The 16,908-nt window shown below is 50.4% G+C and carries 7 protein-coding genes; all 7 read left to right on the forward strand.

The window, feature by feature from the left end:
* The first annotated feature begins 66 nt into the window (after window positions 1–66).
* The 7 genes from K9N57_05015 (at window position 67) to K9N57_05045 (ending at window position 16,706) form a co-directional block, all read left to right on the forward strand.
* On the forward strand, window positions 67–2,604 hold the full coding sequence (locus K9N57_05015; GenBank protein MCF7803530.1) for a T9SS type A sorting domain-containing protein: 2,538 nt from the start codon (window positions 67–69) through the stop codon (window positions 2,602–2,604).
* A 64-nt stretch (window positions 2,605–2,668) separates the two neighbouring features.
* Window positions 2,669–4,705 carry an alpha-L-fucosidase gene (locus tag K9N57_05020; protein ID MCF7803531.1) on the forward strand — a complete coding sequence of 679 codons (2,037 nt, stop codon included), beginning with the start codon at window positions 2,669–2,671 and terminating at the stop codon, window positions 4,703–4,705.
* Window positions 4,706–4,817: 112 nt separating this feature from the next.
* Window positions 4,818–6,905: an alpha-glucosidase gene (locus K9N57_05025; GenBank protein MCF7803532.1), complete on the forward strand. Its 2,088-nt coding sequence runs from the start codon at window positions 4,818–4,820 to the stop codon at window positions 6,903–6,905.
* A 29-nt stretch (window positions 6,906–6,934) separates the two neighbouring features.
* Window positions 6,935–8,059, forward strand: coding sequence for a glycoside hydrolase family 88 protein (locus K9N57_05030; protein MCF7803533.1), 1,125 nt, complete (start codon window positions 6,935–6,937; stop codon window positions 8,057–8,059).
* Window positions 8,060–8,124: 65 nt separating this feature from the next.
* Window positions 8,125–10,968, forward strand: coding sequence for a glycoside hydrolase family 2 protein (locus K9N57_05035; GenBank protein ID MCF7803534.1), 2,844 nt, complete (start codon window positions 8,125–8,127; stop codon window positions 10,966–10,968).
* Between the two features lie 175 nt (window positions 10,969–11,143).
* Window positions 11,144–14,419: a PAS domain S-box protein gene (locus K9N57_05040; GenBank protein MCF7803535.1), complete on the forward strand. Its 3,276-nt coding sequence runs from the start codon at window positions 11,144–11,146 to the stop codon at window positions 14,417–14,419.
* 358 nt (window positions 14,420–14,777) lie between these two features.
* Window positions 14,778–16,706 (forward strand): glycoside hydrolase family 127 protein, encoded by a 1,929-nt coding sequence (locus tag K9N57_05045; protein MCF7803536.1) that lies wholly within the window; start codon window positions 14,778–14,780, stop codon window positions 16,704–16,706.
* Window positions 16,707–16,908: the final 202 nt, after the last annotated feature.

Raw genomic sequence — 16,908 nt, forward strand, 5'->3', positions numbered from 1 at the left:
GACTACACATTTTGATTAATATTGTTTGCGAAATGGGGCGAAGGAACAATTAACTAGGAGCAGTAGATGAGAAAGTCTTTTTTGTATTGGGGAATATACTTCCTTTTAATTCCGGCTTTTATGCAGGCCCAACAGGTCGCCTTTCCCGGTGCCGAGGGATTTGGTGCCTACACCACTGGTGGCCGCGGTGGATCTGTATATGAGGTGACAAACCTGAATAACTCCGGACCGGGCTCACTGCGGGAAGGGGTACGTATGAACAATGTGACTATAGTTTTCAGAGTTTCCGGATATATCGATCTTCAGTCAACACTCGAGATTACCGGCAGTAACATTACTATAGCAGGCCAGACTGCCCCGGACGATGGTATTTGTGTCCGGTATTACCCGACCAATATCCAGGGAAATAACGTCATTATCCGGTATATGCGTTTTCGGCTTGGCGATAAAAACAACCTGAGCTCCGACGCCTTCAATACCAACGATCGTGAAAATATTATAATTGATCACTGTTCCTTCAGCTGGGGTGGTGATGAAGTGGTCTCCTGGTACGGGAATGAGAATATGACGGTGCAATACTGTATGATGGGAGAAGGATTGGATTATAACAACCACTCCATGGTTGGGCTCTGGGGTGGGCAAACCAGCTACCATCACAACCTGATCTATTCATCCGGTACCCGGCATCCCAAGTTTGCCTACACCTACAATGAAGACATCACCGACCACCGGAACAACGTAATTTATAACTGGGATTATCAAAGCGCATACTGTAGCCCAACAGGTCGGGTGAACATTGTAAATAATTATTACAAATACGGACCTGCTACGGATAGTGGTGTTAAAAATCGTATTGTCTATTCCGAATACGATTCCAAAAAATTGCATGTAACGGGTAACTTCGTTTATGATTATCCTAATGTAACATCCGATAACTGGAGCGAAGGTGTAGATGGTGTGCCACAGAAATTTGACAATCCGTTCCCGGCGCCGGCGGTAACGACCCATACTCCGGAGGAAGCGTTGAATATCGTCCTGGATCACGCCGGGGCGTCTATCGGCCGGGATGCGGTTGATCAGCGTGTCGTAGAGGAGGTACAAAACGGTACCGGAAGGTCAAGCACGGCTGACAGTCAGAGCCAACTCGGTGGATGGCCAACGCTCCAGGCCGACACGGCGCCTACCGATTCCGACCACGACGGGATGCCGGATAACTGGGAGAGTACCGAAGGTCTTGATCCAAACGATTCGTCGGATCGGAACCTTGATCCGGACAGCGACGGTTTTACTAATCTGGAGGAATACCTGAACAGCCTGGTGCCGGTAGACTACGGAACCATAACCGAAGACACAGAGCCGCCTGTTGCACCTTCGAATCTGGAGGCAACCACATTTTCCGGAGATCGTATCGATCTCACATGGTCGGACGAGGCCGACAACGAGCGGGGATTCAGAATCCGGTATTCCGATGATAACTGGAATACCCAGGAAGAGGTCACCAAGGCAATCGCAAACCTGACCGAAGCTTCTATCACCGGATTGGATGCGGAAACAACCTACGAATTTCGGATTGTGGCCTACAATACCAAAGGCGAGTCTGACACCTCAAATACCGCATCAGGGACAACACTGTCTGCTGATCATTACCGTGTTTGGACCCGCTCGGAAGGACCGGGACACCTGGAACTTGACCCTGCCGGCGGTATTTATGCCAGTGGGACCGAGGTGACGGTAACGGCGGTGGCGGACAGTGGATATGTCTTCAGCAGCTGGCTTGAATATTTCGAGGGCGTTAAAAATCCCGAAACGGTCACCATAACCACCAGTATTCACATTGCAGCACAGTTCGGCGAGAAAAATAAGGCGCCCACCCTGTACGACTTCGGTCCGGGACCCGTGGAACCGGGATACATGCAGGTGGTTGCCTCCACGCAGTACACCGTATCTTCCGGGTATGGATTTACCTCGACGGATGGACTGGATCAGCGGGATCGCGGAGATCCGGATAACATTTTGCAGGATTTTGTTGTCGCAGAGCGTCGTGCGGAATTCAAGGTCGATCTCAACAATAATACATACTATATAACGGTAAGGGCCGGTGACCAGCTGTCAAACGCCCCGAATGGGCCAATGGATTTCTATGCAGAGGGAGAGGAAGTGATTTCCGGGATGTCCTCGGATGGCGGGGAGTTTGCCGCAGAACAATTCTCCGTAGATCTTGTCGATGAGCAGCTGAACCTGGAGATGGTCCACAGCAATGATGAAGCCGGAGTCTGGCGGATCAACGGCTTAATTATTTCCACGACGGTGCCGACCGTCGACGAACCGGGAAATATGGTAACGAATTTTTCTCTGGGACAAAACTTCCCCAACCCGTTTAACCCGGTGACTACAATTCCGTATTCCATAAATAAGCAGGCCCATGTGCTCCTGACCGTCTATGATATTTCCGGGAGGGAAGTTGCCGTTCTTGTTAACGAAAACCAGCCGTCCGGCAGATATACGGCAAAGTTTGATGGAAGCGGATTAGCCTCCGGAGTCTATTTTTATAAGCTTATCACACCGGAAAAGTCTGTAACAAAGAAATTTGTGTTAATGAGATAAAGTGACACATGATATATAAAAATTTGGAAAATCGCAGCATAAATTGCAGGCAGCGGAGGATGTCATGAACATGATGACCTCGGCGGACAGGATAATTCCGTGCCGTCTGATTTTGGTTCTTGTCATAGCATTACCAGCCTTTATCTCGGGACAGGAAACTGAAGTTCCGGGAGTGTGCACGGCGGAGCACGAGCATTTCAGGGATCGTCTGGAACCCGCACCGGTAGACGGCGGATTCCGTATGGAAGACTACTGGATTTGGGGCGCCTCAGTTATCAAAGGGGACGACGGACGCTATCACATGTTCGCCTCACGGTGGCCCCGGGCGCTGCCGTTCACGCCACACTGGTTGACGAATTCGGAAATTGTCCGGGCGGTATCTGACACGCCTGAAGGGCCGTACGAGTTCCAGGAAGTTGTGTTGCCGCCGCGTGGAACCGAATATTGGGATGGCAAGATGACCCATAACCCGGTTATCAGGAAGGTGGACGATACCTACCTGCTATTCTATACCGGCACAACCTACGACTATCCCATGCCGACGCCGGACAACCCGACTACCAGCGATTCTGACCTGAAACTGGATGCGCACAAGCACGAACGTATCGGGCTGGCTACGGCAAAATCGGTCACCGGACCCTGGAAGCGCCGCGATGAGCCGATACTGGATGTACGTCCCGGCACATGGGAGCGTTACCTGGTGAGTAATGCCTCGCCGCTGGTGAAGCCGGATGGCACCATTCTGCTCTATTACAAGGGGGTAGCAAAGTTGCGCCATCACGCCATTAGTGTAGCGAAGGCGGAGCATTTCGAAGGTCCGTACCAACGGATTTTCGAAAAACCGTTCGATGTGGGAGTCGGCGCCGAGGATCCCACCATGTGGTACGAGAACGGCAAGTACCATGCCCTCATGATGGATACTCAGCGGGAATATTCTCCCAAGGAAATTTATTATGCTTCCTCTGAAGACGGTATGTACTGGGAAACGGCGCCGAATCCGGTGACCGTATCCAAGCATATACTGTTTGAGGACGGAGAATACCGGCGGAGACGCAGTACCGAACGCCCGCAGATTCTCGTGGAAAATGGGAAGGCAACCCATGTGTTCTTCGCTACCGCCGAAGTGGTAGACGGCAGGCGTCACACCTGGAATATGGTGATCCCGTTGAAGACGCAGTCCGAAGTCAAAGACCGGCTGGCATGGTGGAGAAAGAGCCGCGTAGGCTTGTCTGTGATATGGGGCCTGTACTCGGCGGCCGGTGACGGGAGCACTGATATCCCCGGTGAAGATATGATGAAGCGAGAGCAAATTTCCGTTGATGAATATTTTAGACTCACAGAGCAATGGGATCCCGGAAACTTTAACCCGGAGACAATTGTAAGTGCTGCGAAAAACGCCGGAATGCGATATATTGTTTTCTCAGCCAAGCTCCGCGACGGTTTCGCTATGTTCAACTCCGAGACCAGCTCCTACAATGTTGCCCGTACCGCAGAAATCCCGGTTGATCCGGTGGCAGCCCTGGCAGAAGAATGCCGGAAACAGGGAGTAAAATTCGGCCTCTCCTATTCGCTGGGTACCGACTGGCACTATACCAGGTCAAATATGGGCGCATGGGAGTTTGCGGATTCCTCCAACGCGGATTATGAAAATTACATTGAAGAAAAAGTGAATCCACAGATCCGGGAATTATTAACGAATTACGGTCAAATAGATTTACTGGTGTTTGATTCGCCCGGGCCAACTACCATACGCCAGAGCATCGAATTGGAAATGACGGCAAAGCGGCTACAGCCGGACCTAATCGTCAATACCGGGCTTGGTAACGGTGTCGGCGACTATTGTGTACTAAATCAAAAAGCCGCTCCAACCGATTCGATACCAGCCGCGTGGGAATTGACCGGTTTTGTCTCAGGGAAGCAGGCGAAAGCAATTGTACAGGAGATTACGGAGACTGCGGGATACGGCGGGAATTACCGCCTGCAAATTTCACTCGACTCCGGAGGCAGTGTCCCAGAAGTAACTTTGTCAAAACTAAATTCTGTCGGGAAGATGGTTCTGGAACATGAGGAAGCAATCTACGGGAGAGGCTCAAGGGAATAGATTTTCTGGCTTGTCCCAAAAGGGAAGGCCGTTGTTACAGGGCGGCATTTCGCAATGCTACAAGACACTGCAGATTAATAGTTGAAAACAATCAAACAAACGCGAGGTCGCTATGAGATTCCGTGAGACATTAAAATGGCTCCCAGTCATTTTTACGCTCGTTCTCCTGGCGTGCGCAGGTTCAACTGCGGACGTTTCTCTGGAGAATGGTTATCCGGTTATTACCATCGAAAATCCGGGCGACAATCCGGTTGTGATTGCGCCGGTTTCCGAAGATGAGGGCAGCATCGGATACGAAGCCAACGGAGAAATCACCTGGGTGGAGGGCGAGCCGGAAATGAGCAAAGACGGAAAAAACAGCGTGTACACCTGGGCTAAGTCTGGAGTCACGCTAACGCTTGCGAAGGACGGGAAAGATGTGATGGTGAATATGTCTCTGGACAAGTCGAAAGAGTCGTGGGAGCACTGGTACGTAAATCTGCAGGCCTCGGACGATGAATATTTTACCGGCGCGCTGGAACGCGTGGTAGACGGGCCGCAAAGTCTCTCCTGGGCAGAGGGAATCGAAACCGGTATGAACCTCCGTGGTGAAGTCGTAGGAATGAAGCTGAAGCCGACAGTCTCCGCGTACGCGCCTTTTTATATTTCATCGAATAATTATGGCTTTTTCGCGAAGGGAACCTGGCCGGGGGAATTCGATTTCGCAAAAACAAATCCGGGTTTCGTCAAGATAAAATTCCAGGGGCCGGAACTCTTCTTCAAGATCTACCGTGCCGATAATCCAGCCGCAATTATCCAGCAGCATGCGTTGGATACCGGCCCCTCATATAATCCGCCGAAATGGTCATTAGGGCCGTGGCGCTGGCGTGATAATCACGTGCATCGGGAGACCTATTACGACGGGACAGGGGTAAACGCGCCTTACAACAGTGAGCTTGTCGAAGATATCTTAATGATGAAAGCATATGATATCCCGAATTCGGCGTACTGGGTTGATCGTCCCTGGGCAAAAGGCCCGCGTGGCTTCAGCGACTACGAGTGGGATCCAAACCGATTTCCGAACGCGCAGGAGATGATTGACTGGACCCGGGAAGAACACGGTATGGAGTTTATCGTCTGGATTGCACCGTACATCATGGGTGACATGGCCAACTACGCCAAGGAACAGGGCTATCACATGGAGAGCAACCAGCGATATCAGTGGGAACAGGTCCTGATGGATTTCACCAATGAGGAAGCTGTGGAGTGGTGGGGCAAGGAAGGCCCAGCCAAACTCGCTAAAATGGGTGTCAAGGGTTTCAAGCTCGATCGTGCCGATGGCGAAAAACTCCTGGACGGTACCGACATGAAAACCGAAGCAGGCACAACATATCGTGAGAACTTCAACGACTATCCCGTGCAGTATGTGGAAGCCGCGTTTGAAGGCGTGAAACCAATCCTTGGCGATGATTTTCTCCTGTTTCCGCGGGCACAATATACCGGCAGCGCCAAGTACGGTGGGTTGTGGGCCGGCGACATCCGCGGTATGCCGGAAGGACTGCGTGCCGCAGTGATTGCGCTCCAGCGGTGCTCCGTCATGGGCTATCCCGTTTGGGGATCGGATATTGGCGGGTACGGCAGAGATTTTCATCGGGAAGTCACCATGCGCTGGCTCGGATTTGGCGCGTTTTCGCCGATTATGGAGGTCGGACCAACCCTCGATGTTGGTTTCTGGGACCTGCCAGGAGAACCATCCTATGATACAGACCTTATCGCCACCTGGCGACTGTACGCCAAAGTCCGCATGAAACTCATCGATTATATCAGTGAGCAGTCGAAAGTGGCGCAGAACTCCGGGATGCCTATCGCCCGGCCGCTTTTCATGATCTATCCGGAGCAGGAAGAGGCCTGGAACGACTGGCAAACCTATCTGTTCGGCCCGGATATTCTGGTGTCTATCATCTGGCGAAAAGGAATCACCTCACACGAGATGTATCTCCCGGCAGGGGAAGAATGGGTTGATGCCTGGAACAGGGAGAAGACGTATAAAGGCGGTCAATACGTGGAGGTGGACGCGCCTCAGCACAAAACACCGATATTCATCAGGAAGGGCGCAGACATCGCTCTCGGCGATCTGAACGCCTTATACGAGGAATCGCTGGAGATTGCGTCAGAGAAACCGGACCTGGGTAAACTTGAACAGGCCGAAGGATGGAGGTAAATCCGATGAAATTCATAAATCGAATCACTATGCACCTGGTTTGGATACTCGCGATCCTGGTGTGTACCGGGAGTGTCGTCGATGCACAGGAATTGCCGGACAAGCGGGACGTGCTGGAGGATATGATTTTGGCCAACGGTTATTTTATGAATAAATGGCCTGATCCCGGCGATTCGGTCACCACAAACAAAACGCGCCCCAGTCATCTCTGGACACGCGCCGTGTACTATGAAGGCTTGATGGCGCTGTATGAGATTTATCCCAGAGAAGAGTATTACGACTATGCCGTCGCCTGGGGCGAATCTCATGAGTGGGGATTGTGGGGCGGTCCGACGACCCGGAATGCCGACAATCAGTGTTGCGGGCAGACATATATTGACCTGTATACCAAAGATCCGGAAGAGGTGAAGCGTATCCGGAAACTGAAGGCGAGCATGGATATGATGGTCAATACGCCACAGAATGACGACTGGTGGTGGATTGACGCCATTCAGATGGCAATGCCGGTCTTTGCGAAACTCGGTGTCCTGTACAATGACGACAGCTACTTTGAGAAAATGTACGATATCTACATGTACACCAAGACCGAGCACGGCGACAACGGCCTGTACAATCCCGAAGATGGGCTCTGGTGGCGGGATGCCGACTTTGATCCGCCGTACACGGAACCGAATGGGGAGGACTGCTACTGGTCCCGCGGCAACGGCTGGGTCTTTGCCGGGCTGGCCCGGGTGCTGGATGTCATCCCGGAAGATGCGCCGCACCGGGAAGAATACGTAAAAACATTTAAGGAAATGGCGGCAGCCATTAAAGCTGTACAACGGGATGACGGCTTCTGGAACGTCAGCCTGCACGATCCGAACCATTACGGCGGTAAAGAGACCACCGGAACCTCGCTCTTTACGTTTGGATTCGCCTGGGGTGTGAATAACGGCATCCTTGCGGAAGAGGAATACCTCAAAACTGCCCTGGACGGTTGGAATGCTCTGGCGACCGAAAGCCTGCATGACAACGGATTCCTGGGCTATGTCCAGTCCACAGGAAAACAGCCCAGCGCGGGACAGCCGGTGACCTACGACAGCGTCCCGGATTTCGAGGACTACGGTTTAGGCTGTTTTCTGATGGCAGGTAGTGAAATCTATAAATTGCAGTAGCATAAATATCCGTTGAAGGTCTTAACTCTATGGTTTTCAGCGGTAGACTACTCAAGAGGTATATCATGATTAAACGTCTCTCGTATCTGTTGCTGGGAGTAATTTTACTCGTGCCTGTCATAACACCGGCTCAGCAGTCTGCAGACGACTATCTGGAATGGCCGGAAGTGACCAACGAAACCAAGCCATGGTCCAGATGGTGGTGGCAGGGGAATGCCGTCACCGAGGAAGATCTCACCCGCTCCATGGAGCGCTACGCCGAAGCTGGACTCGGCGGGCTCGAAATCACACCTATCTATGGCGTCCACGGATACGAAGATTTATTCATCGAATACCTCTCGTCTCAGTGGATGGACCGGCTGGAATACACACTAACGGAGGCGGATCGACTTAACCTGGGGATCGATATGGCCACCGGGACGGGCTGGCCGTTTGGCGGGCAGTGGATCAACCAGGAACACGCATGTAAGTACCTCGCGCACAAAACATATGAATTGAGGGGAGGCGAAACCCTGGATGAGCCGGTGGAATTTATCCAGGAGCCGATGGCGCACGCCGTACGGAATCGAATTAACATTGAGGATATTAAAAAACCCATCAGCGCGAACGAAAATCTCCAGGCACTTGCGTTGGCCCAAATCCGTTTTGAAGAGCCGTTGCCGCTGCAGACACTGATGGCGTTCTCAGACGAGGATACGCTCGATTTGACCGGGAAGGTTACTGCGGATGGCACGCTGGACTGGACGGCGCCCCAGAGTACCTGGACACTGTATACGCTGTTTCAGGGCTGGCACGGGAAGATGGTCGAGCGCGCGGCACCGGGCGGAGAAGGAAACGTGATTGATCACTTTTCCGATGCCGCACTGGAACACTATCTTTCCAAATTTGACGAAGCGTTCGAGGGAAGAAATACTGACGGTCTGCGGGGGTTCTTTAATGATTCGTATGAGGTCGACGACGCCAGCGGTGATGCGGACTTTACGCCGGAATTCTTTGAAGAATTCGAATCCCGCAAGGGCTATGACCTGCGCCGGCATCTGCCGGATCTTTTTGCCGAAGAGCCGTCGGAACGTACGATTCGCTTAATTACCGATTACCGGGACGTCATCTCCGATCTGCTACTCGAGGAATTTACCCAAAACTGGGATGCCTGGGCGAAAGAACAGGATGCGATCGTCCGGAACCAGGCCCACGGATCGCCGGCCAGCATTCTCGATCTGTACGCCGCCACCGACATACCTGAAACCGAAGGCAGAGATGTTATCCGGTTTAAGTTTGCCTCATCGGCCGCCCACGTGACCGGGAAGCCGCTGGCATCTGCCGAGGCAGCCACCTGGCTCAACGAGCATTTTCAGTCGTCTCTCAGCGATGTAAAAACGGCTGTGGATGAGTATTTCCTGGGCGGAGTCAACCACATCGTCTATCACGGGACACCGTATTCTCTGGATGAAGCGGATTGGCCGGGATGGTTGTTCTACGCAGCGGTACATTTTGGACCGACGAACAGCTTCTGGACGGACTTTCCAAAGCTCAACCAATACATCACCAGAACGCAGTCGTTTCTGCAGGCAGGGAAACCAGCAAATGATGTGCTGGTCTATTTCCCGATCTACGACGCCTGGGCGGAACCGGGACAATCACTGCTCAGGCATTTCGATGGTAATGCGGAAGGCACGACAACCAGAGAAGTGGGCGAGCATCTCCTCTCCCTGGGATACGGATTTGACTTTATCTCTGACCGGCAAATTCAGGAGGTTGCATTCAAATCTGGCAGATTCAATACCGGAGGAGGAGAATACAAGGTCGTAATAGTACCGGAATGCCAATTTATACCGCTGGCAACCATGGAAAAACTGGTCGCGTTCGCCAGAGATGGCGGTGCTGTTGTTTTTCAGGGATCGCTCCCGACTGACGTCCCGGGGCTGCCAAACGTGATAATCCGACAACATCAATTTGACGAATTGGTGAATTCCATTGATTTTTCTGCAGAATCAAATAACGATGTATCAGTTGGTAAGATAGGATCAGGTAAAGTTATACTTTCAGACAAGATTTCTCCGGCACTAGCAAAATCTCCGGTACAGCCGGAACAGATGGCGACCAAGGGATTTCGCTTTGTAAAACGTATGATTCAAGATAGAACTGTATACTTCGTGGTCAATTCCACAGATTCCGGATTCACCGGATGGACAGAATTGAACACCGCGGCCGAGTCGGTTATACGATTCAATCCGATGACAGGTGAGTCCGGGCTGCTCCGGTCAAGAGCCTTAGCTGGTAAAATGGAAATCTATTTGGATATGAAGCCTGAAGAATCTTGTATACTCAAGACAGTCCCTGAAAAAGTCAAAGGGGCGATTTATACCGACTACGGAGAGTCTGGTAAACCGGTTATGTTAGAAAATAACTGGACTCTTCAATTCATCAGCGGCGGCCCGACTATTCCTGAAAAAACGTCAGTGAATCAGTTGGGCTCATGGACAGAACTGGATTCGGATGGGACCACATATTTTTCTGGTACTGCTAAGTATATCACCGATTTTGATGCCCCGGATACGGATGCCACCGCCTGGGAACTAAATTTGGGAGAAGTGCATGAGAGTGCTGTAGTTTCGGTGAACGGGACGACAGTAGATACGTTGATTACTCCGCCCTACCAAGTCACTATTCCCGGAGAATTACTGGAATCTTCTAACACACTTGAGGTTGCAGTAACCAATCTCATGGCGAACAGGATTATCTACCTGGAGCGTGAAGACATTCACTGGAAGAAATTCTACAATATTAACTTCCCGCCTCAGACCCGGGAAAACATGGGGGCGGACGGCCTGTTCGATGCCTCGGATTGGGAGCCGTTACCATCCGGGTTGATCGGGCCGGTGTCAATCACTCCACTTAAAATGAAATAAGCCAAATTACTCTTTAAATACGGTAATTTGAGCATTTCCGAAACTTATAGTTTATGGATTTCGGAAAATTGCCAGGTCAAATTCGGTAGGAATAGTCCCGGGTTTGCCCTCTCATTGAGTATTCTCTATATTACATTTGTCAGTACTACCCTGTCATATTTTAACGGGAGGAAGTATGTCCCTGGTATTTATAAAGCGGTTTTTGAGCAAAGCCGAATTTAAGATTGCTTCGTTTTACATCCTCATAAGCGGAATATACATCTATATTTCTGATAATATCCTGCCGGCACACCTTGAAGGTACAGATGCATTAATACGCTACCAGACGTATAAAGGCTGGGGCTTTGTGTTAGTCTCCGGTTTGTTGCTCTACTTTCTAATCCGGAAATATAAAGCCTACCAATCCAAATATGAAACCAGGCGGGAGCAACTGGAAACGCACTTCAGGGCGGTGGCGGAACACGGGCGGGATATCGTCTATCGATACACATTTCAGCCAGAGGAGGAAATCGAATATATCAGTCCGGCGGTAGAAAAAATAACAGGTCGGCCCCAGGGATACTTCTACGAGGACCCGGCCCATTTTAGAAAGGATTTGTTCCCTTGGGATAAGCAACGGTTTAACCACCTGCTGGAAAATCCCCAACAGTTTTCGAATACGCTGACCCATCAATGGAAGGATTCGATCGGGAAAGTTCTCTGGTTCGAGCATCGTATAACACCGTTGTATGACGAAAGCGGTGATTTAACAGCCATTGAAGGAATCGCCCGTGAAGTAACCCGGGAAATGGAGCAGCGCCAGCAGCTGGAATTTCACTCCGAAATCTTACGGAATATCCACGATGCGGTGGTGGGTACGGACAAAAATTTACGGATATCCTACTGGAATGCGGGCGCTGAACGGTTATACGGTTATGCGAAAAACGAGATTTTTGGCAAGCATGTTTCCATTCTGTATGATGAGGTAAACAAATCAAATTTAGAAGACATTAAACAAACCGTCACACAAGATAATAAATACCGGCAAACCCGGAAGGCAAAGCGGAAAGACGGTGAGATTATCTGGCTGGATCAGGTCATTACCGAACAGAACGACGATCTGGGGAATCGGACCGGGTTTTTGAGTGTTTCCAAAGATATCACGGAGCAACACGAGAATGAGGAAGAACTCCGTGAAAACCTGGCGCTCTTTTCCACGCTGATAGGGAACCTGTCTGTCGGAGTAGTTGTTGAGGATGACTCGCGGAATATCATCCATGCAAACCGGGTGTTTTGTGACTATCTCGGATTCGAAAATCCGGGCGAGTTAATCGGAGAAAACGGGCCGGACCTGATTGCCCGAATTAAAACTCTTTTAAAAGATCCCGAAGAATTTGAGAAGGAGATAGAGGCCCGGATCGAAAACAAGACCCGGACGATCGGCGAAGAAATTTCGTTGGAAGACGGCCGTTTTTTTGAACGGGATTTCATCCCTATTCAGATAGAGAGTCAACAGCGCGGTAATCTGTGGCTGTACCGGGATGTGACCAAGCGTAAAAAGATGGAGGCGCGTCTTCGGGAGAGTAACAACCTGTATGAACGGACGTTATCAGCACTGGAGGAGGCTGTTTTTGTTGTTGACTCGAAAACAAGGAAAGTGATCTCGTGCAATCAGGCTGTGGAGCAGATCTTTGGTTATTTACAGGATGAAATAACCGGACACACCACTGAACAATTGTACTGTAATTTGGAGGATTACCAGAAATTCGGGAAATGGAGTGAGTCCGTTCTGGAAGAAGACTCGGTTTTCCATGGCGAGTATCAAATGTGCAACAGGGACGGAGACGAAATAATTACAAACCATACCATTTCCTGGCTTTCCGAGGATGAGCCGCCAGACGGTAAAGTGGTTAGCGTGGTACGGGATATCAGTGAACGGAAAAAACATGAAGAAGCCTTGCGTGAATCCGAGCGGCAATTCCGGGAAATCTTTGAGAATATTCAGGAGGGCTTTTACCGGATTACCCCGGAAGGAAAATTTCTGCTGGTGAATCCCCGATTTGCCGAAATATTGGGATATGAAGATCCGGAAACCTTCACCGGGATGCGGGTTGAAGATTGCCCGTGCTTTGATATTTATCCCCGGGATAAATACCAGCGGCTACTTGAGGAACACGGAAAAATTACGGGCTTCGAATCTACCTGGATGCGAAAGGACGGCATAGAAATAACCGTCAGGGAAAATGCGCACACGGTGGAAACTGAGGAGGGTGAAATTCTGTTCTACGAAGGGACTGTTACTGACGTTACCGAACAGAAAAAACTGGAAGAGCAGCTGATTCACTCCCAGAAGATGGAATCAATGGGACAGATTGCCGGCGGTATCTCTCACGATTTTAACAATATCCTGGCAACACTGAGCGGAGCCTTACAGATGCTCCAGCTCAAGATTGAGGCGGAAAATTCCACGGAAAAATATTTTGAAATGATGGAAGCTGCTCTGGCCCGGGGAGAGACTATTACGGACAGGTTACTGACCTTTACCCGCTCCGACAAACCAAAGGTTCAACCGGTGTCGCTACAGTCATTTTTGTACTCCATTAAACAGATTGCCAGACATACCCTCCCCACAGATACTAAAATTAAGGTGGAAGGCTACCAGGGAAATGATTTGGTTGCGGTGGAAAAAAACCAGTTACAGCAGGTGCTGTTGAACATGTGTATTAACGCCTCGCACGCCATGAATTCAGGTGGGACGATTGCACTTGGAATTCGCAGGGCAAACCCGGAGGAAATCAATACGCATATCAAAGAACCCGCGCAAGAATATCTCTGTGTTGAAGTCGTCGACGAAGGCCATGGGATGAGTGAGGAGACGCAAGAAAAGATATTTGAACCGTTCTTTACCACGAAAGAACATGGAAATGGCACCGGTTTAGGATTAGCCGTCGCCTATAAAATCGTAAAAAACCATGACGGATGGATTGACGTGGAAAGCAGTCCTGGAAAAGGCACCACATTCACAATCGGGTTACCCGTAACCACAGATCTCGTTGAATCTGAAATTCCAGCGGATATCCCTCCGGATTTTACGGGAGACGGCGAATTCATTTTTATAATCGAAGATGAAGAACCCATCAGGATAATTCTGACAGAGAGGTTGAAATCCAGTGATTATAGGGTAGAGTCTGTGGAAACGGGAGATGACGGCATCCGGTATTTTCGGGAACACGTGGATGGCATTGATGCCGTAATTACCGATCTGGGATTGCCGGATATGAGTGGAATGGAAGTGGCCACAATACTCCATTCAGTTGATCCGGAGATGCCAATCATTGGCATTACAGGATATGTGGACAAAGAAAATTACCTCTCTCTGCAGGAAGCCGGCTTTCGGGAAATAATTAAGAAACCATTCGAATTGAAAGAAGTCCTCACTAAAATTAAAGAAGTACTCCGGGGGCAGCGTTAGCGAACTGGACAGACTGATACGGTTTTCCGACTTTTTCCTAGTTACAAGATGACTGTATTGAGCATAGATAAGATGGTTGAAGTTATAGTATTGTTTGCACTTTTTCCTACCCGCTCTCCAGAGATTATAATGGTGAGATTCGACCCTTTTTTTGATTCCCTCGGCTTTAGGTTGGGTTCATTTCGGGCCTCCTGGAGAATTCCGAGGAAGGTATAGCGCCTTCCCTGTTGTGAAGAAATCGGATTTTGAGTAATATCGTATACCTGATTCAGGTTGCGTTCATCCAATTCGAAAAGCACAAGGACACTATTGACTCAAACAGCATTTACCCATTCAATCACTCTGTGAGGTATAATCCATGAAAAAATTTCCAAAGATTTTGATGTCGTTTCTGTTGATCCTGATGACCGCCGTTGCTTATCCCGCCGATGGGAATCAGGTCACGACGTTCCCGCCCGCAGATGTGACACTGCTGGAAAGCCCTTTTACCCAGGCACGTGCCACCGATCTGGAATACATGTTTGAAATGGAACCGGATCGATTATTAGTGCCATATCTTCGAGAGGCCGGGCTGGAGCCGAAGGCTGAGATCTACGGAAACTGGGAGGGCACCGGACTGGGAGGCCATACCGCCGGGCATTATATCTCCGCACTCTCCAGAATGTATGCGGCGACTGGAAACCAGGAAGTACTGGATCGTCTGAATTACATGGTCTCTGAACTGAAGCGATGTCAGGAGGCGAACGGAAACGGATATGTGGGTGGAGTGCCGGAGAGCGATCGGATATGGAGCGAAATTGCCGCCGGAGAAATCAATGCGGAACCGTTTGGTCTGAACGGTGGCTGGGTACCGTGGTATAACATCCACAAGACGTACGCGGGGCTGCGCGATGCCTATCTGTATGCCCGAAACGAGGAAGCGCTCGAGGTGCTGGTTGGAATGAGTGATTGGGCGCTTGAGCTGACCAGCGATCTGAGCGACGCGCAGATTCAGGAGATGCTGCAGGCGGAACACGGAGGCATGAACGAGGTTTTCGCGGACGTAGCTGCCATAACCGGGGAAGAGAAGTACTTGAAGATCGCTCAACGTTTTTCTCACCGAGAAATTTTAAATCCGCTGATTCAGCAAGAAGACAGTCTCACCGGTCTGCATGCCAATACTCAGATTCCCAAGGTTATAGGCTTTCAGCGGATTGCGGCACTTACCGATAATCAGGGATGGCACGAGGCATCTCAATTCTTCTGGGAAACCGTGGTGAAAAACCGGTCGGTGGCCATCGGCGGAAACAGCGTCCGGGAGCACTTTAACCCGGCAGGCGATTTCACACCAATGATTCAGGATCGCCAGGGGCCCGAGACGTGTAATACCTATAACATGCTGCGACTTTCCGAAAAGTTGTTCGAAGCAGACGGTGATCCTCGTTATGTAGAATACTACGAGCGTGCACTGTACAATCATATCCTGTCTTCGCAAAATCCGGACGAGGGTGGATTCGTTTACTTTACGCCGATGCATCCGCGGTACTATCGCGTCTATTCCCAGCCGGACAGCAGCTTTTGGTGTTGCGTGGGATCCGGCATGGAGAATCATTCCAAATACGATGAATTTATTTACGCCCACGATAATGATGCCGTTTACGTGAACTTATTTATTCCGTCGAAAGTGCGGTGGCAGGAAAAAGGGATCTCAATTACGCAAGCGACCGACTTTCCGGACATCGAAGCCAGCACTCTCAGCATTGAGGCTGATTCGCCGGTGAAATTTAGTTTGAAGGTCCGGTATCCGAGCTGGGTCATCGAAGATAAATACGAGGTAAAAATCAATGGGAAGCAGCAGAAGGTAACCGGAAGCCCCGGCGGATTTAGCACCATTACCCGGGAGTGGCAGTCCGGCGACACAGTGGAGCTCAGAATGTCGATGAAAACCCGGCTGGAGTCTCTGCCCGATGGTTCAAAATATTACGCGGTGCTCCACGGCCCGTTTGTCCTCGCAGCGAAAACCAGCAGGTCCTATTTGGAGGGCCTGTTCGCTGACGGCGGCAGATGGGGACACATCCCGGGGGATACCCTTTATCCTGTGGAGGCTTCACCCGGATTTGTCGGGAATCCGGATGAAATAGCAGATAAAATCCAACCGGTGGAGGGGAAGTCTTTAACGTTTACGGCTTCCGACGTAATTACCCCGGCCAGGTATAAAGACCTGGAACTGGTACCGTTTTACCAGGTACATGAAGCGCGCTACGTGCTTTACTGGCCGCACGAGAGCGTTTTTAAAGGGAAGGAGTAATAAAGCGAATCAAATCAAATAAGCCACTGAGGATGTGGATTGCTGTCGGTGCAGTTATTAGCGCAGCTATCGGAGCCGCAGCGTAACCACTGGCTCTTTGAACGACAATCGGCGTCGCAATTGGGGTGGTAATGGGATTTGTACTCAGAAAATAGCATCACCCGCTTAAAGCCAAAGTAATTAAGGCTTTAAACGGGTAATC

Source organism: Candidatus Neomarinimicrobiota bacterium (genome assembly GCA_021734025.1).
In the GTDB taxonomy this organism is placed as follows: domain Bacteria; phylum Fidelibacterota; class JAANXI01; order JAANXI01; family JAANXI01; genus JAANXI01.